This window comes from Halopseudomonas maritima, from assembly GCF_021545785.1.
GTDB classification, from domain to species: Bacteria; Pseudomonadota; Gammaproteobacteria; order Pseudomonadales; family Pseudomonadaceae; genus Halopseudomonas; species Halopseudomonas maritima.
Genome location: NZ_CP079801.1, coordinates 1,339,379 through 1,363,300 on the forward strand (window position 1 = coordinate 1,339,379; position 23,922 = coordinate 1,363,300).

Genomic DNA, 23,922 nt, shown 5'->3' on the forward strand with positions numbered 1-23,922 from the left:
ACGGCCCTTCATATAGCAGCGACGCCAACAGCGCCGCGATGAGAACGCACATAAGTCTTTTTTATAGACCAGCCAATGGAGGGCGTAAAGGAACCAAAGCCCAAGATAGAGCTGTTTTTTGACTATCGCAGGTCTCCGGCCAAAACCAAGTGACGTAGCGGCCGCCGCATGCAAACGCGGGGGTCGCACCCACCCGCGCGCCGAGCGAGATAATCGGCGCCAGGTCACAGTTCTGAGCTACGCCAACACCGGATACAGCTAAAGAGAGTCTCGACCCAGCAGGAACCAAGGCCTGCATCTACGGTGATACGGGTCAGCGTTGTATGGCTGTCATTCATTTCAGACTTCAGACAATGGACCTGCCGATATGAACCCAAGACACCTTCTGATAGCCGCGCCAATGGCGCTGGCAATTGCCACTCAGGCAAGCGCAGATATTGCCCCTGGCTTTGACGTCACCACGCCCGCAGATTTCGGCGTGTCGGACTACGTCTACAAAATTTCGGAAAGCGACTTCAACTTCAAGCGCAGCCTGGCCAAGGCTGCCGGTCAACCAGTGGGCCTACCAGAGTGACCTGAGTCGGGTTGAGACCCAACAGGTGACTCGCGAGAACCAGGACGGTATTTACGCCAGCGCTGTAGTAGACATCAGCCAGGGAGCAACCTTCAGTATTCCTGCAGGCGATCACTACCAGATCATTCAGGTCATCGACATGCAGAACTACGTTGCCGGCGTGGTCTACGCTGGCGACTCGCTTACTATCACACCGGACGATGTGACTTACGGCGACCATGTCTACCTGAACATGCGCGTGCCCATTCTCAGCGACGAAAAAGGTGGGCTGCAGGAAACACTGCGACCGCAGAAGCTGGCCACCATCCAGGCCAACTCAGCCAAACCTTATGAAAGCCCAGACCTGGTACTGGACCTGAAAAAAACCGAGGAAATCCGCGCAGCCTTGATTGAGGACGTCAAGCAGGGCGCTCTGCCCCATACCCGCAGCGTGAACGGCACGCCCTACTCTTCTCGTCCGCAGGATCACCTGTATGGCACCGCCTACGGCTGGGGCGGCCTTGGTTTGCCCAACGCCGCCTACTGGCCGTTTCAGAACAACACGAAAGTTGTCGACGGCAAGATTCAACCCTCCAGCGCCACCTTTACACCACCGGAGATTCAAGAGGAGCGCGGCGGCTTCTGGTCGGTCACCATCTATAACGAGGTGGGCTGGTTTGCCAAAGATGTGTCAGCCATATCCAACACCCAGGCGGTCGCCAACGCGGATGGGACCTACACCATCCACTTCAACTCCCCCGGCGCACAGAACAACCTGGATACGTCTACACCCTTTACCGCGCTTTTCCGCTTCTACTTGCCGGACGCCAAGGAGTCTGCGGTGCAATACATCAATGAGCATGGCAAGGAGCTGGTGATCCAGTGAGTTCGCCCGTCGCCTAGCTTTTATAAAAGGGCGCCACCATACGGCGGCGCCCGCTGCCCGGATCACAGCTCAGCTATCTTGAAGCGGAAACGACCGTGTCAAGGCTGCTGAGCTTATCCTTGGACTCGTCGCGATCAGCCGGCGCGAAAACTGCGCCGCGCGGTGTCGAGCATCGACAGGCTGATCCTGTGCACCGACTGACGGCTTTGTTCGATGTGCGCACAGAGCAACTGCTGGGCCGCATCGCGCTGGCGCTCGAGCAGCGCCTGCAGAATCAGCGCGTGCTCTTCGTAGGTCTTTTCGATGCGCTGGGCCTGATAGAAATCCAGACGACGCACGATACGGATGCGCTCGCATACTTCCTGATGCATGCGCGCAGCCTCGCCGTTACCAGCCAGACGTACCAGCTCGCAATGAAAGACTTCGTCCAGCTCGGCCATCACTTGCATGCCGTCCAGGCGCTCGTCAGCCGGCACCAGCCAGGTGGCGCACAGCGACTGCAGCCGGTCATGGATATCGGCGGCAGCGCAAAGCCGGTCCAGCGCCGCGCACTCCAGCGTGATGCGCACCTCGTACAGCTCGTCGATGCGTTCAAAGTCCAGCGGCTTGACCGACCAGCCGCGGCGCAGCCCCACCTCCAGGTAGCCTTCGCGCTCAAGGCGATAGAGGGCATCGCGCACCGGCGTGCGCGAGACCTGATAGCGCTCGGCTATCTGGTTCTCGCTGAAGCGATCGTGGGGCAACAGAACAAAGTCAAAGATGTCCTGCTTGACCCGTTGGTAAACCTGATCGGCCAGCGAAGCTGCCTGCAATTGCGCCATGTACGCCTATTCCTGAAGAGAAGACAGGTCGATACTGACATGCGCCGCAACCACCTGCCAACGCCCGCCAATCCGCGCCCAGGTTTGCATCTGGCGGCCAACGCGCGCAGTTTCGCCGTCGCGGAACTGGGTACTGACAGTGGCATAGTCCTCACCAAAGGTGCTGACAACGGTGTTGTAGAGTTCACGACCGGGGCCAACCGGCACGCAGACCCGGCGGTACTCGGCAATCGCCTTGGCGCCGTACAGGTTCTCGGCCACGCCATAGCGCACGGTTTGCTCGCTGTTCCAGAAATAGTGATCCAGCGTGTCCATCTCGTTGGCCAGCAGGGCGCGCTCGTAATCGACAAAGGCCTCGGTGACCTCTTTGACGACCGCCGGCAGGTTGATGTCAGTCATTACTCACTCCAAGGCTTGCCTGCAGCTGCTGCAGATGGGCAACGCGGCCGACGATCCCGCCCTGGGCGGCAATCATTGCCAGCGTTGCCTGTTTGAATTCAGGAAAATAGCTTTCAGTGGCCTCATCGATCAGCAGGCAGCGGTAGCCGCGATCATTGGCCTCGCGCATGCTGGTCTGCACACAGACTTCGGTGGTCACACCGGCAAAGATCAGGCTGTCGATGCCCTGCTGTTGCAGGCGCTCGTGCAGGCCGGTGGCGTAGAACATGCCCTTGCCCGGTTTGTCGATCACCCATTCATCCGCCAGCGGCACAACGGCTTCAAGGATCTGGTTGCCGGGCTCGCCGCGCACCAGAATCCGCCCCATCGGGCCGACATCACCAATCTGCATGCCCGGCGGCCCACCCGCGCGCTTGGCCAGCGGGCAGTCGGACAAGTCCGGCAGGTGCGACTCCCGGGTGTGAATCACCAGTAGCCCAGCCTGCCGCGTCAGTGCCAGCAGCTGCTGAACCGCCGGAATGATGGCAGCCAACGGGGTGACATCGTTACCCAGCGCCGCACCAAAGCCGCCGGGCTCGATAAAGTCGCGCTGCATGTCGATAACCACCAGCGCGGTGCGCTCAGGGTCAAAGGCAAAGGTGTCGGGTAGCGCTGTTACCTCGATCATCCTGCCACCTGCTGAGCGGCCTGCTCGGTACCGGCCATATAGCGGCCGAGCACCTGACGCTCGGCCTCGGCTGGCACGGTCTGGTGATTGATCTCGCCATCGTGGATCACCAGAATCCGGTCCGACAGCTCCAGCAGCTCATCCAGATCTTCACTCAGCAGCAGCACCGCCGCGCCGCGGTTGCGCGCCTCCAGCAGGCGCCGATGGATCAGCTCGACCGAGGCAAAATCCAGCCCGAATACCGGGTTGGAGACAATCAGTACCGCCACATCTTCAGTCAGCTCGCGCGCCAAAACGGCGCGCTGCACATTGCCACCGGACAGGGTGCCGATCGGCCGATCCGGGTCGTTGGGGCGGACCTGAAAGCGGCTGATTAGCTCACGGGCACGCTCGCGGATCGCGCGGCGGTTGATCAACCAACCACTGCGACATAGCGGGGCGTGGTCGTAATCACGCAGGGCCAGATTCTCTGCCACGCTCATGCCGGCGATGCAGGCGTTGCGTAGCGGCTCTTCCGGCAGGCTGTAGACCTTTTCCCGTTGCATTTCCACGCGGCTGGCACCGTAGGGTCGGCCATTCACGCGTACCTCGCCCGAGCTGGCGGGGCGTTGCCCAAGCAGCGCCTCGGTCAGCTCGCGTTGGCCGTTGCCGGAAATGCCGGCAATACCGACGATCTCGCCCGGCAACACCGACAGCGACACCCCGCGCACCGCCAGCGTGCCACGGTCATTGGCCACCTTCAGCTGGCTGACCTGCAGCCCCGGCGTACGCTCATCTTCACGAATCACGCGCTCCAGCGCTGTGTTTTGCTCGCGGCTTTCACCCATCATCCAGGCCGACAGCTCGGCCTCATCGGTCTCGGCCACCGCTTTGCTGCCAACCAGCTCGCCGCGCCGCAGCACGGTCACATCGTCGGCAAAACGCATCACCTCGCCAAACTTGTGGGTGATCATCAGTACCGACAGCTCTCCGTCGTGGGCCAGTTGCTGCATCAGACCCAGCACTTCCTCGGCCTCCTGTGGCGTCAGCACCGAGGTGGGCTCATCCAGAATGATGAAACGTCGATCCAGATACAGCTGCTTGAGAATTTCCAGTTTTTGCTTTTCGCCGGCCGCCAGCGAGCTGACCGCGCGCTCGATATCCAGCTTGAACGGCATGCGCGCCATAAAGGCCGCCAGCGCTGCGCGCTCCTGCTCCCAGTCAATAGCCCAGGGCAACTCGCCACGCGAGAGCACCAGGTTTTCTGCCACGCTCAGGCCCGGCGCCACCGTAAAGTGCTGATAGACCATGCCGATGCCCAGCGCGTGGGAGTCCCGTGGTGAGGCGATGTTTCGCTCCTTGCCGCCCACCAGCACACTGCCCTCATCCAGCGGGCCGTAGCCGACGATGCCCTTGACCAGCGTGCTCTTGCCGGCACCGTTCTCGCCCAGCAGCGCATGCACGGTGCCCGCGCGTACCCGCATGGAGACATTGCCCAGGGCGCGAAAGCTGCCGAACACCTTGCCGGCGCCAATGGTTTCCAGACTCAGCGCACGCATGTTCAGCTCCGCTTGAGGCAGTCGAGCAGCATGGCCGAATCGCCAATGGCGCCGAACACCCCGCCCTGCATCTTGACCATGCTCAGGGCTGCCAGGTGGTTGGCGTGGTCAGTGGCGCCGCAGCAGTCTTCCAGCAGGATGCACTCAAAGCCGCGGTCATTCGCTTCACGCATGGTGGTGTGCACGCAGACGTCGGTGGTGATACCCGTGAGAATGATGTTCTCGATGCCGCGGGTGCGCAGAATCAGTTCAAGGTCCGTGGCGCAGAACGAGCCCTTGCCCGGCTTGTCGATGATGATTTCGCCGTCGATCGGCGCCAGCTCGGGGATGATTTCCCAGCCCGGCTCACCGCGCACCAGAATGCGCCCGCAGGGGCCGGTATCGCCGATACCCGCGCCAATGCGCTGGGAGCGCCAGCGTTTGTTGGCGGGCAGGTCCGACAGGTCCGGGCGATGTCCTTCTCGGGTGTGAATGATGCAAAAGCCCTGCTCGCGCAGCACCTCCAGCACTCGGCTGATCGGCTCGATCGGTGCGCGAGTCAGCGACAGGTCATACCCCATCGAGTCGACATAACCGCCCTTGCCGCAGAAGTCGGTCTGCATGTCGATCACGATCAGCGCGGTGTTCTCCGGCGTCAGCTTGCCGTTGTAGGGCCAGGGATAGGGAGCAGACTGCAGATAACGTTCGCTCATGGCTCAGTTCTCCTCAGCCGGTTGATAGGTACGCTCGGGCGTGTCAAAGCCGCAGGAGGTGCCATCGGTATGCACCACCTCGTCTTCCCACGGCAGCCGGTATTTGCCGGCGACCAGATCGTGCATGTAGCTGTAGGGCGCATCCTGCGCGCCGCCCTTGACGGTCGTGTAGCCGCGGTGGCCGAACTGATAGATATTGTTTTCCACGCCCCAGTGAATACGCGCCTCGCGTACCAGATCAGGCCGCATCTCGCAGCTGACAATCTCGTCAGCGCGACCGCCGCCCACGGCCATTGGCGTGCCGTCAAAGTCGACAAACATCGCCTCGCCCATGGAGTCGAAGGTGCCGTCCGAGCCGCACATGCAGACGCTGGCGGTCTGCATCAGGTTGCAGAAGCTGTTGGCCTGGTTGGTGACTTGCCAGGAGTGGCGAATCGGCGCGGTGTAACCGGCGGTGCGAATCATGATCTCCGCACCCTTGTAGGCGCACTCGCGGGCCATCTCGGGGAACATGCCATCGTGGCAGATAATCAGCGCCAGCTTGCTGCCCTTGGGCCCGTCACAAACCGGAATACCCAGGTTGCCCGGGTCCCACGGCTCGACCGGGACCCACGGATGCAGCTTGCGGTAGTACAGCTGAATCTCGCCCTGATCGTTGACAATGATGCCGCTGTTGTAGGGGTTGCCGTTGGGGTTGGCTTCCATGATCGAGAAGCAGCCCCAGATCGCGTTATCGACGCAGGCCTGACGCAGCGCGGCTACTTCCGGCCCGTCGAGAGTGCACATGATGTCGTCGGAGGTATCCATCGACAGCCCGTGCAGCGAATACTCCGGAAACACAATCAGATCCATGCCGGCGACGCTGCGACGCGCCTTGCCGACCATCGCGACCACCTTTTGAGTCTGCTCCCACAGCTCTGCGCGGGTATGCGGATCAGGCAACGCCAGTTGCGCGAGACCGATGACAACGCCGTTCGGCGACTTGTTGAGACCACCCAGACCACTGGACATGGTTAGCTCCTATCGAGTCAGACTGAGTTCGCCCGGGGCGCCACTCAGGGTTTGATTGGGACGGCAGGTGATGAACATCACTGCCAGCGTGAGTGCGTAAGGGGCTGCAGCAAACAGGTAGTAGCCGGCGCTGATGCCAACCGACTGCAACGCCGGGCCAATGGCGCCAGCCGCGCCAAACAGCAAGGCAGCCCACAGGCACCGCAGCGGTTGCCAGCGCGCAAAGATCACCAGCGCCACGGCCATGATCCCCTGCCCGCTCGACAGCCCTTCGTTCCAGCTGCCGGGGTAATACAGCGACAGATAGGCGCCGCCGATGCCGGCCAGAAAGCCACCGGCGGCGGTCGCAGCAATGCGTACCAGCACCGGGCGATAACCCAGCGCGCGGGCCGACTCGGCGTGGTCACCTACCAGCCGCAGCATCAGCCCCCAGCGGGTGCTGCGCAGGCCCCAGTGCAACGCAAAGGCCAGCGCCACGCCGATAAAGAACAGCACGTTGATGCTGAGCGCCGAGCGCACGCGCTCGTCATCGCTCCAGCCGCCCAGGCCGATGGCCACCAATGACGGCGCCTGCGGCTGGATAAAGTTTTTGCCGAGGAAGAACGCCAGGCCGGTGCCCAGCACCATCAGCGCGATCCCCACCGCGATATCGTTGACCCGCGGCAGAGAACAGATCGCGCCATGCAACAGCCCGAGCAGCAAACCGGTGCCGCCGGCGGCCAGCACACCGGTCCAGGCCGAACCGCTAAGGTAGGCCACGGCATAACCGGCCATCGCGCCACTGACCAGAATGCCTTCCAGACCCAGGTTGATGCGCCCACTCTTTTCCGTCAGACACTCACCGAGGCTGACAAAGATGAAAGGTGTGCCGACCCGAATGGCCCCGGCCAGCAGCGCCAGAAAGAAAGTCGCCAGATCAAGATCAGCCATGCTGCAACGCCCCCTGCGTCTGTAGTGCACGTTCGTTCAGACGCAGCCGCCAGGCGACGATGCGCGGGCTCAAGGCTTCCCAGGCCAGCAGGCTGGTGAACAGAATCCCCTCCAGGATCAGCGTGGTGGCGTTCGGCAGGCCGAGTCGGCGCTGCAGTAGACTGCCACTGGCCTCGATGCCGCCAAGCAGGATGGCGCAGACAATAATTGCCAGCGGATTCTGCCGCGCCGCAAAGGCCACCAGAATGCCGCTGGCGCCATAGCCGGCGATAATCGCCGCGTTGGCACTGCCCTGCACCGCCGCCACCTCAAACATGCCGGCAAGGCCAGCACAGGCACCGCCCAGCACACAGGTCAGAATCACCAGCCGATCAACCGGCAGGCCGATCATCCGCGCGGTGCGCACGTTGCCGCCCACCACCTGCAAGGAAAAGCCGGTCACGCTGTTACGCACCAGCACCTGCGCCAGGATGCAGGCGATAACGCCGACCACCAGCCCCCAGTGAACCTGAAAGGCATCGCTGATCGGGCCGATCATCACGCTGTCATCCAGCGCAATGGTTGACGGTTTATTGAGGCTGGCGGGATCGCGCAGCGGGCCTTCGACCAGCTGGTTGAAGATGGCGATGGCCACGTAGGACAGCAGCAAGCTGCCGATGGTCTCGTTCAGCCCGCGCTTCTGACGCATCCAGCCATTGAGGCCAATCCAGAAGCCGCCCACCACCATGGCCGACAGCGCCATGCACAGCAGCAGAACTGACACCGGCATGGCTGGCAACCAGAGCGGCGTTACCGCTGCTGCCAGCCCGCCCAGCACCAGCGCACCCTCGCCGCCAATGATAATCAGCCCGGCACGGGCCGGCAGCGCGACGCACAGCGCCGTGAGCATCAGCGGCGCAGCGCGTTGCAGGGTGTTTTCCCAAGCAAAGGCCGAGCCGAATGCGCCCTGTACGACCAACTGACAGGCCTGCCAGGCAGGTTTGCCCTGCAGCAGCAGAAACAGCATGAACAGCACGAAGGTGGTCAACGCAGCGAGCAGCGTAGGCAGACCGGGGAGCAATAGCGCCCCGGCCCGATAGAGGTTGGTACGCGAATTCATCAGTTGCCTCAGATCTGCCCGCGCACGCCTTCAACCAGGTAGTCCATGCTTTCCAGCACGACATCGGTTTGCCCCAGCGCAGTGCCAGCAGCAATCACCTCATTGCCCTGATTGTCCTTCAGCGGGCCCGCGAAGATAGAGAACCCACCGGCCAGCATCTCGGCCTTGATGGCGTCAGCGCGGGCCTTGGCTTCAGCGCTGACCAGCGGCCCGTAGGGCGAGGTCTTGACGAAGCCTTCCTTCAAGCCGCCACGCAGGAAGTTGATCATCGGCTGACCCGCCTGAGAGGCCGCCACGTGGGCACGGTACGGGGTTTCCCAGTTCCACTCGGCACCGGTCAGGTAGCCCTTGGGCGCCAGCGCCGACTGATCAGCGTGATAACCGCAGGTCATGGCGCCACGCTTCTCGGCCGTCTCAACGATGACCTTGGGGCCATCCACGTGGCAGGTCAGTACGTCACAGCTTTGGTCGATCAGGCTGTTGGCGGCTTCGGCTTCCTTGATCGGCAATGACCAGTCGCCGGTGAAGATCACGGTGGTGGTGATGTCCGGGTCCACCGAGCGCGCGCCCAGAGTAAAGGCGTTGATGTTGCGCAGTACCTGCGGCACCGGCTTGGCGGCAATAAAGCCCAGCTTCTTGGTCTGGCTGGCGAAACCCGCGACTACGCCGTTGAGGTACTGGCCCTCGTCGATGTAACCGAAGAAGCTGCCGGCGTTGGTCGGATGCACGCCCTCGGTCCACAGCCCGCCGCAGTGGGCGAAGTGCACATCCGGGAAGCGTTCGGCCATCTTGATGACGTGCGGATCGAAGTAGCCAAAGGAGGTCGGGAAGATCAGCGTCGCGCCGTCCTGACGGATCATCGCTTCCATCGACTTCTGCACCGCTACCGTCTCGGGTACGTTTTCTTCTTCAACCACCACCACGTTCGGCAGCGTCTTGATGATCGCCGCGGCCTCGGCATGCGCCTGGTTGTAGCCAAAGTCGTCACGGGCGCCAACATAAATGAAGCCCACCACCAACGGGCGATCAGCAGCGCGCGCCAGACTGAACGGCATGGCGGCGGTGGCGCCAATCAGGCCCACCAGCTTGAGAAGGGTACGACGGTCAATGCTCGACATGGATAGCTCCTTGATAAAGATGACGCTGCCAATCCACTGCGCACCGACACCTGAGCGCCTGCGCACATTTGAATACCAGCTTGTATACCAATGTGCACACCACCAAGCATTGATCGTGCCACCGCTCTAAAACCGAGTTTTGCGCCCTGCAGAGCAGTGACCAGACAGTTTCTGCCCGGCCCTGGTGCGAGCGAGCGGCGAGCGCACCAAATACTCGCAATTAGCCGTCGAGCTGAAAGCCGAGCCTGGCGCAGCCACCGGGGCAGCCCAGCACGACTCAGCCTGGGTTAAATATCTAAACAGCTGTTGCTCACCTTGCCTCCAAACCAAGATCCAACCGAATGCGGCGCAACCAGCAACCAACGCCCCGCGTCTGTGGCATGCCACCATCGTATTCATCACGGCGCACACGCAGACGGACAACGAGCGAATAGCGCTGGAATACAGCGGATCTCGCCTTCTTAGACGTCGACCCGCAGGACCGGGAGCAGAATCCGACATAAGCATTTGTTTTATAAGGATAATATTAGACGGGAACTCTACTGCGGCTTTCGCTGTTAAAGAGCCGCGCAAATATCACCCAAGTGTTGATTAGAACTCAGTAGCCAGCCAGGCACTGGCTTGCGCCTCTACTCACCATCTAGGCGCTAGCACCAGGGCGCATTTCAGCCAACCAGTCGACATCCAATAACCGCGATGCGGTCATGCAATTGCAATAAAGGCAATGAACCGATAGATTCCAGATTCCCCCCATAAAAAACGGAAATCCCATCATGAAACGGATCCTGATTGGTACTGTCCTCGCTGCTGCCTCCATGAATGTCTTCGCTGTTGCACCGGGCGGCCCCGGTTGCGGTTGGGGCAACATGCTGTTTGAAGGTCAGAGCGGCCTGCCCTCACACCTGGTCGCCTCCATCACCAACGGCACCTCCGGTAACGCCACCTTCGGTATGACCTCCGGCACCAACGGCTGTGACACCAGCGGTCGTCTGGCCTACAACGGCAAGCCCATGCTGGTACTGAACAGCATCATGAGCGAACTGTCTGAGGACGTTGCCCGCGGTGAAGGCGAAGCCCTGACCACCTACGCCGTCGTACTGGGTATCAACGTTGAAGACCGTGACCACTTTGCTGCGGTTACCCACGCGCACTTCAGCGAGATCTTCCCGAGTGCCGACGTGACTGCCGAGCAGGTTCACGCCACTACCCTGAGCCTGATGAGCAAGGACCCGATCCTGGCCAAGTACGCAGAACAGGCGTAATCAGTCACGGCTGATCCCGGAGCCGGCACTTGCCGGCTCTGTTTTTCCCTCCCTCTGCTGCTATCCCCTCCCATGCTCAAACGCCTGATTCCCCTGCTGCTCGGCAGCATCAGCCTTGGTGTGCATGCTGCACCCACGGTGACCGACAGTCAGCTGCAGGCCCTGGCGACAGAGCGCCACTGGCTGAACCTTGGGCACTACCAGCCCGGCCGTTTCAGCGGATGGCGCAGCTATGTAGATGACAACAGTTTCTTTCTGGCTGCCGATGGCGCCAGCAACCCGGCAAGCGAGCTGCAGGCCACGCTGCAGGCGCTGTATGCGCCGGTGGGCGATGACCCCAACCAGCACGCCCAGTGCCGTTACCCGTCGCGCACCCGCTGGTTGAGCGAGCAGTTGCAGCTCAGCGGCCTGCCGACACCCGAGTGCAGCGAGTACCGCGAGTGGTATGAGGACATCAACCCACACGCGACCGTGCTGGTGTTTCCGGATGCCTACCTGAACAGCCCCTCCTCGATGTTCGGCCATACCCTGCTACGCATCGACTCGCCCGATACCCAGGCCAGCGGCACCAGCCTGCTGACCTACGCCCTCAACTTTGGCGCCATGGTCGAGAGCATGGACAACAGCATGCTGTACGCCTGGAAAGGGCTGGCCGGCGGCTACCCGGGTCAATTTTCGCTGCTGCCCTACCGTGACAAGATCGGCGAGTACAGCCGCCTGGAAAACCGCGACCTGTGGGAGTACCAGCTGGACCTCAGCCCGGAAGAAACCGCGCGCATGGTCGAGCATGTCTGGGAGCTGCGTCAGGTTATCTTTGACTACTTCTTCTTCGACGAGAACTGCTCCTACCGTCTGCTGGAGCTGCTCGAAGTGGCCCGCCCCGGCCTGCGTCTGACCGAGCAGTTTCCGCTGACCGCAATCCCTGCCGACACCGTGCGCGCCGTGCGCGAGGCAGGCATGATCAGCGATGTGCATTACCGTCCCTCGCGTGAGCGTGAGCTGCTGGCCCGCGCCGCGCCTCTGGACGCCGATGAACTGCGCTGGGTTCACCAGCTGGCAGACGACGACGGCGTGTTGCAGAGCAGCGCGTATCAGGCGTTGCCCGCGCCCCGGCGCGCGCTGATTCAGGAAGCCGCCTACCGCCTGGTGCGCTACGAAGCCGCCGGCCAGCAACGCGACAGCGCCAACGCTGCACGCAGCTATCAGTTGCTCCAGGCAATCAACCGCAATCCGCCGCCGGCGCTGCAGATTGAAACACCGACCTATCCCGAGCTTGGCCACGAGTCGCGTACCTGGCAGCTGGCTGCCGGCAGCCGCGAAGACCGTGCCTTTGCCGAATACGGCCTGCGCATGGCCTACCACGACCTGGCCGACAACCTGGCCGGCTTTCCGCTGGGGGCGCAGATTGAGCTGGGTGACATCAAGCTGCGCCAGTACGAAGGCAATCACTGGCAACTGGAAGAGTTCGGGCTGGTCAACATTCGCTCGCTGACACCACGCAGCGCTCTGCTCAAACCCTGGTCATGGCAGGTTGAAGCAGGCTGGGAGCGGGTGGCCGGGGAAGACGGCCAGCGTCGTCTGGTGCCGCACCTCAACGGCGGCGGCGGCTTTGCCTGGCAGCCGTGGGATGACGTGCTGGGCTACAGCATGGCGACGCTGCGACTGGAGCACCACCGCGACTTCGATGCGCCCTTGAGTGCCGCGGCCGGCTTTAACGCAGGATTGCTCTGGCGTAACCCGCTGGGCAACCTGCTGCTGGAAGGCCGCGGCGATTACTTCGACAACGGCGAGGTACGCCGCAGTCTGCAGCTGGCTCAGCAGTGGGAGCTGGGCCGCGATCTCGGACTGCGCCTGCAGGCCTCCCGCGAGTTCAGTCAGTTCAGCGCACCGCAGACCGAGTTCGCCCTGCAACTGCGCTGGTACTACTACTGACCAGCGGGGCAGCGCAGCCCCGCTGTTTCAGGCTTTGGCCTTGGCTACCGCCAGGTAGCTGACCAACCGGCTGACCATCGCCTGCCCTGCCCCTGCAGTCTGCGTTGCGGGGCACCGATGCTCATCTGCCACGGCGGCCGCCTTTCCCTTAACCACGCAAAGATCATGGCCAATAGGCCGAGGCCACTCGCTGACCCAAGTCAAATATGCGATGGCCATTTTGCTCCACAATTGACGCGAATCATTTTCATTTCCGGTCTCAGCGCTAGACTGACCGGCATTCTTTCTGTCGCCATGGAGCCCTGTATGCAACCGTTCAAATTGCTTCCACTCTGCTTGCTCACCTGCGCCAGCGCCCTGCAGGCCGGCGAGTATCCGATCGGCGTGCCGCAGCATTGCGCAGGCATGGAAGTGGGCGCGGTATACCTGCAACCGATTGAAATGGAACCCGCCGGCATGATGCGGCCGGCAGCTGAATCCGACGTGCACCTGGAAGCTGATATCAGCGCCCTGGAAGACAACCGCAACGGCTTTCAGGAAGGCAGCTTTGTGCCCTACCTGCGTATTGCCTACCGCCTGCAGCGCGACGGCAGCGAACAGCTGATCAGCGGCGACCTCCATGCCATGGTTGCCAGCGATGGCCCGCATTATGGCGACAACGTCAAGCTCGATGGTCCTGGTCGCTATCAGGTGTCCTTTATCGTGGCGCCACCGGGCAGCGGCCATGATCACAGCTTTGGCCGCCACACCGATCGGGAAACCGGGGTGGCCCCCTGGTTCGAACCTTGCGAGCTGAGCTACAGCTTTGTCTACGCCGGCACCGGCAAGAAGGGCGGCTATTGAACCTGGCCGGCGCCCTGCCGTTGTCGGCTGCGTTAGCTGCGTTGCTGCTGTCACTCTTCGCCAACGCCGCGCAGGCCGGAGGGCTGCCCACGGTTGAGCTGGAAATCCGCGACGGCGCCTTTGACCCGGCGATCATCCAGGTAACCGCAGGACAGCGGTTCAAGATCAACCTGCACAATCGAGGCAACGGCCCGGTGGAGTTTGAAAGCCTGCCCTTGCGGGTAGAGAAGGTGCTGGGGCCGGGCGTGAGCTCGTTCGTGGTCATCCACCCGCTACGCCCCGGCCGGTACAGCTTCTTTGACGAGTTTCATTTGGCTATGCCCGAAGGGGTGATAGAAGTACGCTGATATGGCACAGGCACTGTTGATCGTATGGCGCGAAAGCGTGGAGGCCCTGCTGGTCATCGGGCTACTGTATGCGTGGCTGCAACGCTTGCCCGTACGCCACCGGCCCCAGGGTGAGCGGGCTCTTTGGCTAGGTGCGCTGGCGGGTGCCGGGCTGGCGCTGCTGCTGGCAAGCCTGATGTTGCTGGCTGGCAACTGGCTAAGCGGCCCGGCTGGCGAGTGGTTTCAAGTGGCCATGGCCGCACTGGCCAGCGCACTGGTGCTGCAAATGGTGATCTGGATGGCTGGCAACAACGCCACGCCACAACGTCGCAGCGCGCCCAGTCATCCGGCGGCAGTAGCTCTATTGGCGGGTTTGGCGGTTGCCCGCGAGGGCAGTGAAATTGCCCTGTTTCTCTATGGCGCTGCGGCCAGCAGTGGCAGTACAGGCCTACTCACCGGCGCGCTGACCGGCCTGCTGTGTGGCGTACTCAGCTTTGTCATACTGCAACGCGGCAGTCGCCTGCTGAACTGGCGGCGCTTTTTCCAGCTCAGCACCCTGTTGCTGACGTTGCTTGGTGGGGCGATGCTGATGAGTGCCGTCGACCGTGCCAGCACCCTGCTGATGGGGCTGGAGTTGCCCGCTGCTGCCTATGACTGGTTGGGCAATGCGATGTGGGACAGCAGCGCCCTGCTGGACGACAGCACTCGCGCCGGTGCGTTGTTTGCCAGCCTGACCGGCTACCGTGCCCACCCCGCTCTGCCCGGCCTGTTACTGCTGACAAGCTACTGGCTGCTGGCCTGGTGGGGCTGTCATGCACGGCGTGTGCGCTATGCCGGCCAGCTCTCGGTATGAGTAGCGCATCAACCGGTCGTCTGGCAGCGGTTGGCCATTGGTTGCGCCGCCATGCCCGACTGATCCGCCACCTGCAATGGCTGGTGGTGATGGTGTACGCAGCCCTGCTGGTGGTGCCGGTACTGTTGCCGCTGCCCGACAACCAGGCGCACATGCTGGACAACCTGACCCTACTGGCGCAGTTCGTATTTTGGGGTATCTGGTGGCCCTTCGTGCTGCTGTCCATCCTGCTGTTTGGCCGCCTCTGGTGCGGCCTGCTGTGTCCGGAAGGCTCACTTAGCGAGTGGGCCAGTCACTACGGGCGCGGCAAGGGCGTGCCACGCTGGATGCGCTGGGGCGGCTGGCCAACAGTAGGGTTTCTGCTGACCACCCTGTACGGCCAGTTGATCAGTGTCTACGACTACGCCCAGGCTGCGTTGCTGATTTTGGGCGGCTCCACCTTGGCCGCGATGCTGGTTGGTGTGCTGTACAGCCGAGGCAAACGAATCTGGTGTCGTCACCTATGCCCGGTCAGCGGCGTCTTTGCGCTGCTGGCCAAGCTGGCGCCCATGCACTACGCAGTGAATGAAGCCCGCTGGCAGGCCAATTCGCCGCCCCACCTGCCCACACCCAACTGCGCTCCGCTGATCGATATCCGGCGCATGCGCAGCGCCTCGGCGTGTCACGCCTGCGGACGCTGCAGCGGGCAGCGCGATGCGGTCCAGCTGATCGCCCGCTCGGGCAACAGCGAGATCATCCAACTGGGCGCAGACGGCAGCCATCGCTGGGATGTTCGCCTGCTGCTGTACGGCGTAATCGGCCTGGCGTTGGGCGCCTTCCAATGGACCCTTAGCCCCTGGTTTATCCTGCTTAAACAGCGGCTGGCAGAGTGGCTGGTCAATCACGACATCTTCTGGCCTCTGCGCGCTGACGCCCCCTGGTGGCTGCTAACACACTACCCCGAGGTCAACGATGCCTTCAGCTGGCTCGACGGCTTTAGCATCTGCGTGTATCTGGGCGCCACGGCGCTGCTGCTGGGAGGGCTATTGCAGGGCCTGCTGTCTGGCGCGGCTCGACTGGCCGGCGGCGGTCGCCCGCTGGCGGAGCAACTGGCCCTGTGCCTGATTCCGGTTGGCGCAGCCGGCCTGTTTCTCGGGCTGTCCGCCACCACGGTCAAACTGTTGCGCTACGAGGGCCTGGTGCTGGCCTGGGTGCCCAACGCACGGGCGGCCCTGCTGCTAAGCGCGCTGTGCTGGAGTCTGTGGCTTGGCTGGCGAGTCTGCCAACGCCTGCCAGCCGTGCGCCGCACGGCACCACTACTGGCCCTGCTAACCGGCAACAGCGCTCTGGCCTTTCTCTGGTACCTGCAATTCTGGGTCTGGTAAACACATCCGATACTGATGACGCCCATGACGGGTTAGAACATAGCCAGGTTTGCTGACGAAGCGCTGAAAAAACACTGATTTATTGACAATTATCATTCGCATCACAGCAAACCATCACTATGCTGTAGCCCTGATCGATTGACTGCGCTGGAGGGTGCATGCCTCGTTTTCTAACTTCTGTGCTGCTGGCACTACTGTTGTGCGGCAAGACCGCCCTGAGCCAGGCCGAGCCCCAGATGCAACGTCTGGTATTCGCCGGGCCGCCGGCGTCAGTGTCCTATCCGCTGATTGAGATGCTCGACAGCGGCGCCCTCGACGGGCTGGCGCAGACAGTGGAGTTTGTCCAGTGGACCAACCCGGACCAGTTGCGCGCGCTGGTGCTGCAGGACGAGGTGGATTTTGTCGCCGTGCCCACCAACGTCGCCGCCAACCTGCACAACCGGGGCATCCCACTGCAATTGATGAACGTCTCGACCTGGGGTGCATTGTGGATGGTGTCCCGCGAGCCGGGCCGTACCCGGCTGGCAGATTTCAAGGGCGAGGAAATTGCCATTCCTTTCCGCGCCGACATGCCGGATATCGTGTTTGGCCTGCTGGCCGAGAAAGAAGGCTTGGCGCCCAACCGGGATTTCCAGCTGCGCTACACCAGCACCCCGCTGGACGCCGTAGCCCTGCTGCTGACCCGGCGTATTGATCATGCCCTGCTGGCCGACCCGGCCGTAGCCTTGGTGCTGCGCAAGAGCGGGTCCTTTCCGGTATCGGTGGTCGCGCCCGAGCTGCACCGCAGTGTCAACCTGCAGGCGCTGTGGGGCGAGCTGATGGACGCCGAACCGCGTATTCCGCAAGCCGGTATCGCCGTACTGGGCGCCAGCCGCGACAACCCCGCGCTGGTGCAACAGGTAGAGCGGGCCTATCGCGCCGCCGCCGAGCGCTGCTACCAGCAGCCGCAGTTGTGTGGCGAGCGGGTGGCCAAGCGCATCACACTGCTCAGCCCCGAGGCAGTCGCCGATGCCTTGGCTGTACAACCACGTCACTACGCGACCGCCCAGGCCGCCCGGCCTGAGCTGGAGGCCTTCTTCCAGCTGTTGCTGGAACGCCAGAGCGCCTCGGTAGGTGGTCAGTTGCCGACAGACGATTTTTACGGCGGACCAGCGGCAGTGCAATAAATGAAAGGCCCCTGGTATCGCGTGCAGTCCGCTCTGGCTGCCACCCTCGGCTACCTTTGGAGCGGCTGGGGTGCCATTGCCAGTCTGCTATTGTTCTGTGCCCTGTGGGAATGGGGCGCACAGGTCAACGGACCGCTGGTGCTACCCGGCCCCCAGGCCACTCTGGCGCAGCTCTGGCACATGCTGGACAGCGGCCAGGCACAACCACAGCTGGTCATCTCAACCCGTCGCACCCTGCAAGGGCTTGGCGCATCACTGCTGATCGGCAGTGCCCTGGGGCTGCTGGCCGGTCGCTCACTGACTGCGGCCATGCTGTCTCGCCCACTGATTACCCTGCTGCTGGGCATGCCGCCCATCGCCTGGCTGGTGTTGGCCATGCTGTGGTTCGGCATGGGCGACACGACCCCGGTGTTCACTGTATTCATCGCCTGCTTTCCGATTGTCTTTGCCGGCGCCATGCAGGGCGCACGCACGCTAGACAACCAGCTACGTCGGGTGGCCCAAGCCTACCACCTGCCTTGGCGCATGCAGTTGACTGACCTGTACCTGCCGCATGTGATGTCATACCTGATCCCTGCCTGGATCACCGCGCTCGGCACCTCCTGGAAAGTGGTAGTGATGGCCGAGCTGCTGAGCACCACCGACGGCGTGGGCGCGGCGCTTGCGGTATCACGCAGTCAGCTCGACACCGCCAGCTCCCTGGCCTGGGTGGTCGCTGTACTGGTACTGCTGCTGGCAGCCGAGTATCTATTGCTGGAACCGCTCAAGCGACGGGTTGAACGCTGGCGTCTGGAGACCGAACAATGAACGCACTGCACGTTCGCCATCTACATCACAGCTTTGGCTTGCAGGAAGTCCTGCACGATGTCGGCTTTGACCTGTTTGCTGGCCAGAGTCTGGCTCTGGTCGGCCCTTCCGGCTGTGGCAAAAGCACCCTGTTGCAGGCCGTAGCCGGTCTGCTGGAGCCCAGCCGCGTAATCATGCAAAACGACTTTCGCGGTCTCGGTTACATGTTCCAGCAGCCCAACCTGATGCCCTGGCTGACCGCCCGCGACAACCTCGCGCTGGGACTCAAGGCGCTCGGCGTACCCAAGGTCGCGCGCCATCGGCAGGCCGACAGCCTGGGCCAGCGCCTGGGCCTGGGCCTGGACGACCTGGACAAGTACCCGCACCAGCTGTCCGGCGGTATGCAAAGTCGCATATCCCTGGGCCGCGCGTTGGCGGTATCACCCGACCTGCTGCTGCTCGACGAACCCTTTTCCGCGTTGGACGTTGGCCTCAAGCTGGAGCTCTACGCACTGCTGCGCGAGCAGATTGCCCAACGCGGCTGCGCGGTTCTGTTGATTACCCACGACCTGATGGAGGCGGTGCGGCTGGCCGACCGTATTCTGCTGATGGCCCCAGAGCCCGGCCGCGTGGTGCGCGAGTTTGAACTGTCCCTGCCGCAGGCAGAGCGTAGCGAAGCCTGGATTCACCGCAACACCGGTGAGTTGATGGAAAACACCTCAGTGCGTATTGCCTTTGGCCTGCAGGCCGGCACCCTGACGATCGCCGAAAGCCACGCTCATGGCGCAACCCACACGGGGTGTAAGGTATGAGCTGGCAGGCCCGCCTGGACGCAATACTGCAGTGCGGCTACCGTCCATTTTTTCTGCTCAGCGCCACCAGCGCCACCGCCCTGATGCTGTTCTGGCTGACCTTGCTGAACGGCTGGATCACTTGGCAGCCGCCGGGCGGCATGGTGCTCTGGCACGTGCATGAGCTGCTGTTTGGATTCGCCGGCGCCGCCGTTGCCGGCTTTTTGTTGACCGCTGTGCCGGAATTTACCGCAACCGCCAACCTGTCCCGCGCCGTGTTGCTGCGGCTGGCACTGCTCTGGTTGCTGGCCCGCCTGCTGTACCTGCTCAGCCCCCTCTGGCCCGCCAGTTTCGGCTTGCTGCCGGTAGCCTTGGCCAACCTGCTGTTCTGGCTACTGCTGCTCTGGCACCTGTTTCCCCGACTCTGGCAGCACGCCGGACGTATGCACCTGAGCTTCGCCTGGGTAGTGGCCGGTCTCGCCCTGCTGCAGCTGGCTTGCCTGCTGGCCAGCAGCCTGGGGGGTGACCCGATGGCCTGGTTGCGCGCCGCCAGTGGCGTGCTAATGATGCTGATTGTCATCGCCACCCGGCGCATCTCGGTCAACCTGGTCAATGGGCTGATCGAGGAAGGCCGCCCCGGGGGGCCTGCGCCCATCAACAGCTACCTGCCACGCCCGCCGCGCAGCTATCTGGCGCTGTTCTGCATAGGCCTGTGCAGCGCCGTCGAGCTGTTGCTGGGCCACCATCCCATCACCGGCTGGACGGCTCTGGCCGCCGCCGCCGCCATGCTCAATGTACTCAATGACTGGCACATCGGCCGCGCACTATTCACCCGCTGGGCGCTGTTGCTATATGCCGGCTACTGGTTGATCGCCCTGGGCTATGCAGCCATGGGGGCCAGTTGGCTGGGCGCTCCGCTTGCGGCCTCCGCCGGCCGACACCTGCTGACCAGCGGCGCCGCGGCCCTGAGCATCCTCGCGGTGATGGCCGTGGTGGGGAGAATTCATGCAGGGCTTTGGCTGGACCGCCGGCCCTGGCTGCCGTTATGCGCCCTGGGTCTGGTCACGGCCGCCCTGCTGCGCGCCATGGCCGGTTTACCCGGAATGCCAGTGAGCGGCTTGTTCAGTGCCGCGGGGCTTGTCTGGGCTGGCTGTTTTGCGGTGTATCTGTTCGCCGCCCGCAGTGGTCTGCTCGCCCCGCGCGCCGACGGCAAGAGCGGCTGTGCAGCTCCGCTGGAGCATGAGGCGCGCGAGGGTGGATGTTAACAATTCCACCTGCTCACTGGCATTCAGGCTGGGCCGCACAGCGCGCCTTGCATCTGCATGCTGGGGCACGCGCAGAAGGCGTGTGGAATTGATCAGTGTTTCCTCCAGTTTGTCTGCCTGACCTACTTACCCAGGCTCTGACGCCCATAGTTGCAACAGTCAAACAAACTGCTGCCCAGGCTGTCCGCCGCCGCAGCGCACTCCAGCGGCGCGGCTGGCGGCAGACCCACCGCGGCGCACAAACCGTCGATATCCAGCAACACCACCTCGGTGTTACGCCCACCAACAAAGCCCGCACGACGAAATACGCCCATCTGGCGGGAGAAGGTTTCCGGGGTAATGTTCAGCTGACGCGCCAGCACGCTGTGGCTGGCCGGTAAGGTGAGCCAGGCACTACGCTGCTGGGCGTAGAGATCCATCAAATAGGCCACCAGGCGCTGGGCGGCATTACCGATGGTCAAGAGGTCCAGACGATTGATCGACTGCACAATACGCACCGCCATCCCTTCCAGCATGGCCTGACTGAAGTCCGACGACTCCCGACACAGGGTCAGCAACCGCGAGCGGGTCAGACGGAAAACACTTGCCTCGCTGACAGCGCGCGCCGACAGCGGGTAGCGGCAAGGGTCGACAAACATCACTGTCTCAGCCAGCAGGTCGCCGGCTTCCATATTGCGGAATACCTTGGCCTCTCCGGTGTAACTGGGGCGGTACAGCACTACCGAGCCGCTTTGCACCAGGAAGAAGCTCTCGGCGCGGTCGCCCATATGAAACAGATGCTGCCCGTTACTCAGACGCAACCGAGACGCCCCCTCCGCCAGCGCCTCAATGCTCGCGCGCGGCACCCTGGCAAACAACGGTGTATGAACCAGCAACTGTGCCGGCATGGGTGATCTCATGATGCCCCCCCTTGGCAGCAGCCGCCCACCACCCGGACACAACTGCCACCTTTTTACGCCAAAAGATGAGAATGATTATCAAACACTGATACTACTCCAATTTCACCCGATGTGAAGTTGACATTTGTCATCCGCCAGTCAAAAGCTGCGCCGCAGCATCAGGCTGACCTCGGTCTGGTGGTAACCAAACGCCCATTCCAGATTGCTGCGATTGATACTGTGACGCAGCCGCAGCTCCGGGACCATGCCGGCCAGCTGCCAGCCGCGGGCACCGGCGCTGAGAATGTAGACCTGCTGGCGATCCCGGCGGCGCTCACCAAGAAAGAAGTCATAGGCCTCGTTACGGCTCTGTCGGTAAATACCCAGCGCATTGACAAACAGCCCCGCGCTACCGGCAAACCCCTTGTAGACACCTGCGCGCAGCGCCCAGTCCTGGCTGCTGGCCTGGTCTGAGGGGTAGCGCTTGCGCGTCAGGTTCAGCCCGCCATACACGCTGCTGGTGCTGCCCGGCGAGAAGGATGCAAACAGCCCCCACTGAAACTGCTCATAATCGGCGCCCAGCAACTGCCCCCGGCTGCTGTAGTCATAACGCTTGGCATCCAGGCTGGTGCCCAGTTGCCAACGCCGGCCCAGGCTGTGGCGCCACTCGACCTGCAGCCCGTGTGCCAGGTACTCACTGGCACGGTTGCGATAGGAGTGCTCTAGGTAGGGCGTCAGGGTCAGGCTGTTGCTCGCATCCAGGTACTGATAACCCGCCTGCAGGATGCCCAGGTTGGTACTGTAATCCTGCAGACTGACGCTGGTATTCGGGTTGGTCTGAGGGTAGTAATTGCCATAGCTGAGCGGGCGCAGTTGCAGGTTGTGGTTGCCGCTCAGGTTGAAGCGCCGCTGCAACGCCAACTCGTAGTTCATCATCTGCGAGCTGATGGGCTCAGGCATGCGGCGCTCAAACAGGCAGATACCGGCAAAGGCGCCGAGGCAACGATGGTAGCCGTTGGCCTGGTTGATGTTGTCGTTATAGCCCCAGCCCAGGGCCGCGCTGCCATGCCAGCCAGTGCGCAGATCAATGGCCTGCTGGTATTGCTGCACCAGCAACGCGGCCTGCGGCGGCAGACCGGCGGCCAGCGCCCGGTCAAACCCGGCCAGAGCGCGCTGCTCTTGATAATCCTCAAACCAGAGGCGGGCCAGTTCCAACAGAATCCGCGCATCCTGCGGCTCCAGCACACTGGCCTGCTCCATGCGCTGCAGCGCCCGCGGATAATCGCCTTGAAAGCGCGCCAGCAGGCTCTCGGCCATGGCCACCAGCGCAGGCCGGTGCCCGGCCAACTGGCGATACCGGGCAATAAAATCCGGCAGCTGGGTCCATTGGCTGGTATTGATGGCCACATAAATGGCCAGCGCCAGCGGCTCCAGCGCGGTAGGCACCTGATAGCGGCGCCCCTCGTACATCAGGGTGCCCGGTAGCGGCGCCAGCGCCTCTTCGGCCTGGGCTTGCTGCTCGATGCTGCGACGCGTCTGATCCTGCAAAAAGCGCGTGTCATCGTCATCGGCCTGTACCGCAGACACGGCAAGACAGGCCAGCAGCATCAGCGCAACGGCGATGAAACGGCAAGACATAGGGTTTCACTCAGAATGACGGCATTTTAGAATGAAGGCCGGCGAACCGGCCTCCACAGGTAGCACTCCCAAGCGATACCGAACGAGAGTCATCCGGCATCGCCCTGTTTGACGCTCTTCACTGGTGGCCGCCAGTGGAGAGTGGTCAAACCTCAGGGAGTGATGGTGCCGCTGCCGTTGTGGCTACCGCCAAAGGCGACGTGGTCAGCAGTACTGGCACCGCCGGTGTAAATACCCGCCAGCTCATGGGCACCGTTGTAAAAGCGGCCTTCGATAGTGTTGGCGCCCGAGGCGTTATCAAAGGTGCCGTTACCGTAGATTTCCGTACCGGCGAAGTTCACTGTCTCCAGGCCACGATCTATCGAACCGGTCAGCGTGTTGGTGCCGGAGCCGTAATTGGCCGTCAGCGTGCCGGTGTACAGTTCATGAGCGGTCGGCAGGTTGGTGCCCTCGCCGGTCTGGCGAATACCCACCACATTGTACTGGGCGCTAACCATATTCGGCGTACTGGCGACCGCATTATCACCCACATACCAGACAGTGCGGTTGGCGCTGCTCATATTCAGGTCAGTACTGTCATCCACCGGGCTGGCCACTGCCGGGGCCCACTCGCCAAAATACACACCGCTGCCCACAGCGAGGGGCACTACCGGGTCAGCCGGCGAGTCGGGGCTGGTGGCCCCTACCTGCCCAATAACCAGCCCGCCAAACTTCGGCGCAAAGAACGGCGGATCAACCTGCCGTACACTGTTAATGGCAATGTTCGCGGTGTCGCTACCGCCACTGACAGAGGCGGTGTCATTCCAGACCTGGGCAATTTTTCGCGAGCCGAACAGCCCCAGATCAGACGGCGTCATAATGGTGCCATCACCGCGCGCACTGATGGCCGCGTTGGCGCCTTTGACCGGCCCACCGGCAATATCGATATAGCCCATTGCACTGCCATTGAGCTTCAGACCGGAGTTGCCGCCACCGAACATGAAGTGGTTAGAGGCGCCCACATCCACCCTTGAGCTATTGGAGGTGCCGCCAGCTGGCGCGGCCACGACTGCGCCGCTCCCAAGCAGCGCCATTACGGTCAATGCCAATGTCGATTTTTTCATT

24 protein-coding genes are annotated in these 23,922 nt (G+C 62.7%); 12 read left to right on the forward strand and 12 right to left on the reverse strand.

All coding sequences use genetic code 11. From position 1 onward, the window contains the following. The first annotated feature begins 367 nt into the window (after positions 1 to 367). Positions 368 to 574 carry a hypothetical protein gene (locus tag HV822_RS06080; RefSeq protein WP_238872853.1) on the forward strand — a complete coding sequence of 69 codons (207 nt, stop codon included), beginning with the start codon at positions 368 to 370 and terminating at the stop codon, positions 572 to 574. Positions 575 to 599: 25 nt separating this feature from the next. Further along, the gene (locus HV822_RS06085; protein WP_238872854.1) at positions 600 to 1,439 is read left to right on the forward strand and encodes a DUF1214 domain-containing protein; all 840 of its coding nucleotides are present in this window, start codon (positions 600 to 602) and stop codon (positions 1,437 to 1,439) included. Between the two features lie 134 nt (positions 1,440 to 1,573). On the opposite strand, the gene HV822_RS06090 is transcribed toward HV822_RS06085, so the two are convergent. From HV822_RS06090 to HV822_RS06130, 9 genes are read right to left on the reverse strand one after another with little or no spacing between them, the layout of a single operon-like run. Beyond that, the gene (locus tag HV822_RS06090; protein WP_238872855.1) at positions 1,574 to 2,260 is read right to left on the reverse strand and encodes a GntR family transcriptional regulator; all 687 of its coding nucleotides are present in this window, start codon (positions 2,258 to 2,260) and stop codon (positions 1,574 to 1,576) included. 6 nt (positions 2,261 to 2,266) lie between these two features. Then, positions 2,267 to 2,659, reverse strand: a complete 393-nt coding sequence (gene hpxZ / locus HV822_RS06095; protein ID WP_238872856.1) for an oxalurate catabolism protein HpxZ — start codon at positions 2,657 to 2,659, stop codon at positions 2,267 to 2,269. Further along, positions 2,652 to 3,326 (reverse strand): cysteine hydrolase family protein, encoded by a 675-nt coding sequence (locus HV822_RS06100; protein WP_238872857.1) that lies wholly within the window; start codon positions 3,324 to 3,326, stop codon positions 2,652 to 2,654. The genes hpxZ and HV822_RS06100 overlap by 8 nt, the downstream gene beginning before the upstream one ends. Beyond that, entirely contained in the window at positions 3,323 to 4,864 is a 1,542-nt protein-coding gene (locus tag HV822_RS06105; RefSeq protein WP_238872858.1) for an ABC transporter ATP-binding protein, read from the reverse strand. The genes HV822_RS06100 and HV822_RS06105 overlap by 4 nt, the downstream gene beginning before the upstream one ends. A 2-nt stretch (positions 4,865 to 4,866) precedes the next feature. Beyond that, positions 4,867 to 5,556 carry a biuret amidohydrolase gene (gene biuH, locus HV822_RS06110; protein ID WP_238872859.1) on the reverse strand — a complete coding sequence of 230 codons (690 nt, stop codon included), beginning with the start codon at positions 5,554 to 5,556 and terminating at the stop codon, positions 4,867 to 4,869. A gap of 3 nt (positions 5,557 to 5,559) precedes the next feature. Continuing rightward, positions 5,560 to 6,567 (reverse strand): formamidase, encoded by a 1,008-nt coding sequence (locus HV822_RS06115; protein WP_238872860.1) that lies wholly within the window; start codon positions 6,565 to 6,567, stop codon positions 5,560 to 5,562. A 9-nt stretch (positions 6,568 to 6,576) separates the two neighbouring features. After that, complete coding sequence (locus tag HV822_RS06120; RefSeq protein ID WP_238872861.1) at positions 6,577 to 7,497, reverse strand: ABC transporter permease; 921 nt, start codon at positions 7,495 to 7,497, stop codon at positions 6,577 to 6,579. Beyond that, positions 7,490 to 8,596 carry an ABC transporter permease gene (locus HV822_RS06125; RefSeq protein ID WP_238872862.1) on the reverse strand — a complete coding sequence of 369 codons (1,107 nt, stop codon included), beginning with the start codon at positions 8,594 to 8,596 and terminating at the stop codon, positions 7,490 to 7,492. The genes HV822_RS06120 and HV822_RS06125 overlap by 8 nt, the downstream gene beginning before the upstream one ends. A gap of 8 nt (positions 8,597 to 8,604) precedes the next feature. Continuing rightward, complete coding sequence (locus HV822_RS06130) at positions 8,605 to 9,714, reverse strand: BMP family ABC transporter substrate-binding protein (RefSeq protein ID WP_238872863.1); 1,110 nt, start codon at positions 9,712 to 9,714, stop codon at positions 8,605 to 8,607. Between the two features lie 773 nt (positions 9,715 to 10,487). On the opposite strand from HV822_RS06130, the gene HV822_RS06135 reads away from it, so the two are divergent. The 10 genes from HV822_RS06135 to HV822_RS06180 all read left to right on the forward strand — a co-directional run bounded on the left by HV822_RS06135 (position 10,488) and on the right by HV822_RS06180 (position 20,302). Further along, complete coding sequence (locus HV822_RS06135; RefSeq protein ID WP_238872864.1) at positions 10,488 to 10,976, forward strand: DUF3015 domain-containing protein; 489 nt, start codon at positions 10,488 to 10,490, stop codon at positions 10,974 to 10,976. A gap of 72 nt (positions 10,977 to 11,048) precedes the next feature. Continuing rightward, positions 11,049 to 12,908, forward strand: a complete 1,860-nt coding sequence (locus HV822_RS06140) for an Lnb N-terminal periplasmic domain-containing protein (protein ID WP_238872865.1) — start codon at positions 11,049 to 11,051, stop codon at positions 12,906 to 12,908. Between the two features lie 306 nt (positions 12,909 to 13,214). Then, the gene (locus tag HV822_RS06145) at positions 13,215 to 13,751 is read left to right on the forward strand and encodes an iron transporter (protein ID WP_238872866.1); all 537 of its coding nucleotides are present in this window, start codon (positions 13,215 to 13,217) and stop codon (positions 13,749 to 13,751) included. Then, complete coding sequence (locus HV822_RS06150; protein ID WP_396265068.1) at positions 13,748 to 14,098, forward strand: cupredoxin domain-containing protein; 351 nt, start codon at positions 13,748 to 13,750, stop codon at positions 14,096 to 14,098. Before HV822_RS06145 ends, HV822_RS06150 begins: the two co-directional genes overlap by 4 nt. A gap of 1 nt (position 14,099) precedes the next feature. Further along, positions 14,100 to 14,930, forward strand: a complete 831-nt coding sequence (locus HV822_RS06155) for an FTR1 family protein (RefSeq protein WP_238872867.1) — start codon at positions 14,100 to 14,102, stop codon at positions 14,928 to 14,930. Continuing rightward, a complete protein-coding gene (locus HV822_RS06160; protein WP_238872868.1) occupies positions 14,927 to 16,294 on the forward strand; it encodes a 4Fe-4S binding protein in 1,368 nt (455 codons plus the stop codon). Before HV822_RS06155 ends, HV822_RS06160 begins: the two co-directional genes overlap by 4 nt. Before the next feature lie 158 nt (positions 16,295 to 16,452). Continuing rightward, entirely contained in the window at positions 16,453 to 17,460 is a 1,008-nt protein-coding gene (locus tag HV822_RS06165) for an ABC transporter substrate-binding protein (protein ID WP_238872869.1), read from the forward strand. Next, on the forward strand, positions 17,461 to 18,267 hold the full coding sequence (locus HV822_RS06170) for an ABC transporter permease (RefSeq protein ID WP_238872870.1): 807 nt from the start codon (positions 17,461 to 17,463) through the stop codon (positions 18,265 to 18,267). Beyond that, positions 18,264 to 19,058 (forward strand): ABC transporter ATP-binding protein, encoded by a 795-nt coding sequence (locus tag HV822_RS06175; RefSeq protein WP_238872871.1) that lies wholly within the window; start codon positions 18,264 to 18,266, stop codon positions 19,056 to 19,058. Before HV822_RS06170 ends, HV822_RS06175 begins: the two co-directional genes overlap by 4 nt. Next, positions 19,055 to 20,302 (forward strand): NnrS family protein, encoded by a 1,248-nt coding sequence (locus HV822_RS06180; protein ID WP_238872872.1) that lies wholly within the window; start codon positions 19,055 to 19,057, stop codon positions 20,300 to 20,302. The genes HV822_RS06175 and HV822_RS06180 overlap by 4 nt, the downstream gene beginning before the upstream one ends. A 122-nt stretch (positions 20,303 to 20,424) precedes the next feature. Here the strand turns inward: HV822_RS06180 and HV822_RS06185 are convergent, their stop codons facing one another. The 3 genes from HV822_RS06185 to HV822_RS06195 all read right to left on the reverse strand — a co-directional run bounded on the left by HV822_RS06185 (position 20,425) and on the right by HV822_RS06195 (position 23,921). Beyond that, positions 20,425 to 21,189 (reverse strand): Crp/Fnr family transcriptional regulator, encoded by a 765-nt coding sequence (locus HV822_RS06185; protein ID WP_238872873.1) that lies wholly within the window; start codon positions 21,187 to 21,189, stop codon positions 20,425 to 20,427. Between the two features lie 150 nt (positions 21,190 to 21,339). Continuing rightward, positions 21,340 to 22,818 (reverse strand): surface lipoprotein assembly modifier, encoded by a 1,479-nt coding sequence (locus tag HV822_RS06190; protein WP_238872874.1) that lies wholly within the window; start codon positions 22,816 to 22,818, stop codon positions 21,340 to 21,342. 152 nt (positions 22,819 to 22,970) lie between these two features. Next, positions 22,971 to 23,921 (reverse strand): Slam-dependent surface lipoprotein, encoded by a 951-nt coding sequence (locus HV822_RS06195; RefSeq protein ID WP_238872875.1) that lies wholly within the window; start codon positions 23,919 to 23,921, stop codon positions 22,971 to 22,973. Position 23,922: the final 1 nt, after the last annotated feature.

Excerpts from the sequence above, each read along its gene's own strand:
- HV822_RS06080 (WP_238872853.1), top strand. The coding sequence starts at position 368 with ATGAACCCAAGACACCTTCTGATAGCCGCGCCAATGGCGCTGGCAATT.
- HV822_RS06090 (WP_238872855.1), bottom strand. The coding sequence starts at position 2,260 with ATGGCGCAATTGCAGGCAGCTTCGCTGGCCGATCAGGTTTACCAACGG.
- hpxZ (WP_238872856.1), bottom strand. The coding sequence starts at position 2,659 with ATGACTGACATCAACCTGCCGGCGGTCGTCAAAGAGGTCACCGAGGCC.
- HV822_RS06100 (WP_238872857.1), bottom strand. The coding sequence starts at position 3,326 with ATGATCGAGGTAACAGCGCTACCCGACACCTTTGCCTTTGACCCTGAG.
- HV822_RS06105 (WP_238872858.1), bottom strand. The coding sequence starts at position 4,864 with ATGCGTGCGCTGAGTCTGGAAACCATTGGCGCCGGCAAGGTGTTCGGC.
- biuH (WP_238872859.1), bottom strand. The coding sequence starts at position 5,556 with ATGAGCGAACGTTATCTGCAGTCTGCTCCCTATCCCTGGCCCTACAAC.
- HV822_RS06115 (WP_238872860.1), bottom strand. The coding sequence starts at position 6,567 with ATGTCCAGTGGTCTGGGTGGTCTCAACAAGTCGCCGAACGGCGTTGTC.
- HV822_RS06120 (WP_238872861.1), bottom strand. The coding sequence starts at position 7,497 with ATGGCTGATCTTGATCTGGCGACTTTCTTTCTGGCGCTGCTGGCCGGG.
- HV822_RS06125 (WP_238872862.1), bottom strand. The coding sequence starts at position 8,596 with ATGAATTCGCGTACCAACCTCTATCGGGCCGGGGCGCTATTGCTCCCC.
- HV822_RS06130 (WP_238872863.1), bottom strand. The coding sequence starts at position 9,714 with ATGTCGAGCATTGACCGTCGTACCCTTCTCAAGCTGGTGGGCCTGATT.
- HV822_RS06135 (WP_238872864.1), top strand. The coding sequence starts at position 10,488 with ATGAAACGGATCCTGATTGGTACTGTCCTCGCTGCTGCCTCCATGAAT.
- HV822_RS06140 (WP_238872865.1), top strand. The coding sequence starts at position 11,049 with ATGCTCAAACGCCTGATTCCCCTGCTGCTCGGCAGCATCAGCCTTGGT.
- HV822_RS06145 (WP_238872866.1), top strand. The coding sequence starts at position 13,215 with ATGCAACCGTTCAAATTGCTTCCACTCTGCTTGCTCACCTGCGCCAGC.
- HV822_RS06155 (WP_238872867.1), top strand. The coding sequence starts at position 14,100 with ATGGCACAGGCACTGTTGATCGTATGGCGCGAAAGCGTGGAGGCCCTG.
- HV822_RS06160 (WP_238872868.1), top strand. The coding sequence starts at position 14,927 with ATGAGTAGCGCATCAACCGGTCGTCTGGCAGCGGTTGGCCATTGGTTG.
- HV822_RS06165 (WP_238872869.1), top strand. The coding sequence starts at position 16,453 with ATGCCTCGTTTTCTAACTTCTGTGCTGCTGGCACTACTGTTGTGCGGC.
- HV822_RS06170 (WP_238872870.1), top strand. The coding sequence starts at position 17,461 with ATGAAAGGCCCCTGGTATCGCGTGCAGTCCGCTCTGGCTGCCACCCTC.
- HV822_RS06175 (WP_238872871.1), top strand. The coding sequence starts at position 18,264 with ATGAACGCACTGCACGTTCGCCATCTACATCACAGCTTTGGCTTGCAG.
- HV822_RS06180 (WP_238872872.1), top strand. The coding sequence starts at position 19,055 with ATGAGCTGGCAGGCCCGCCTGGACGCAATACTGCAGTGCGGCTACCGT.
- HV822_RS06185 (WP_238872873.1), bottom strand. The coding sequence starts at position 21,189 with ATGCCGGCACAGTTGCTGGTTCATACACCGTTGTTTGCCAGGGTGCCG.
- HV822_RS06190 (WP_238872874.1), bottom strand. The coding sequence starts at position 22,818 with ATGTCTTGCCGTTTCATCGCCGTTGCGCTGATGCTGCTGGCCTGTCTT.
- HV822_RS06195 (WP_238872875.1), bottom strand. The coding sequence starts at position 23,921 with ATGAAAAAATCGACATTGGCATTGACCGTAATGGCGCTGCTTGGGAGC.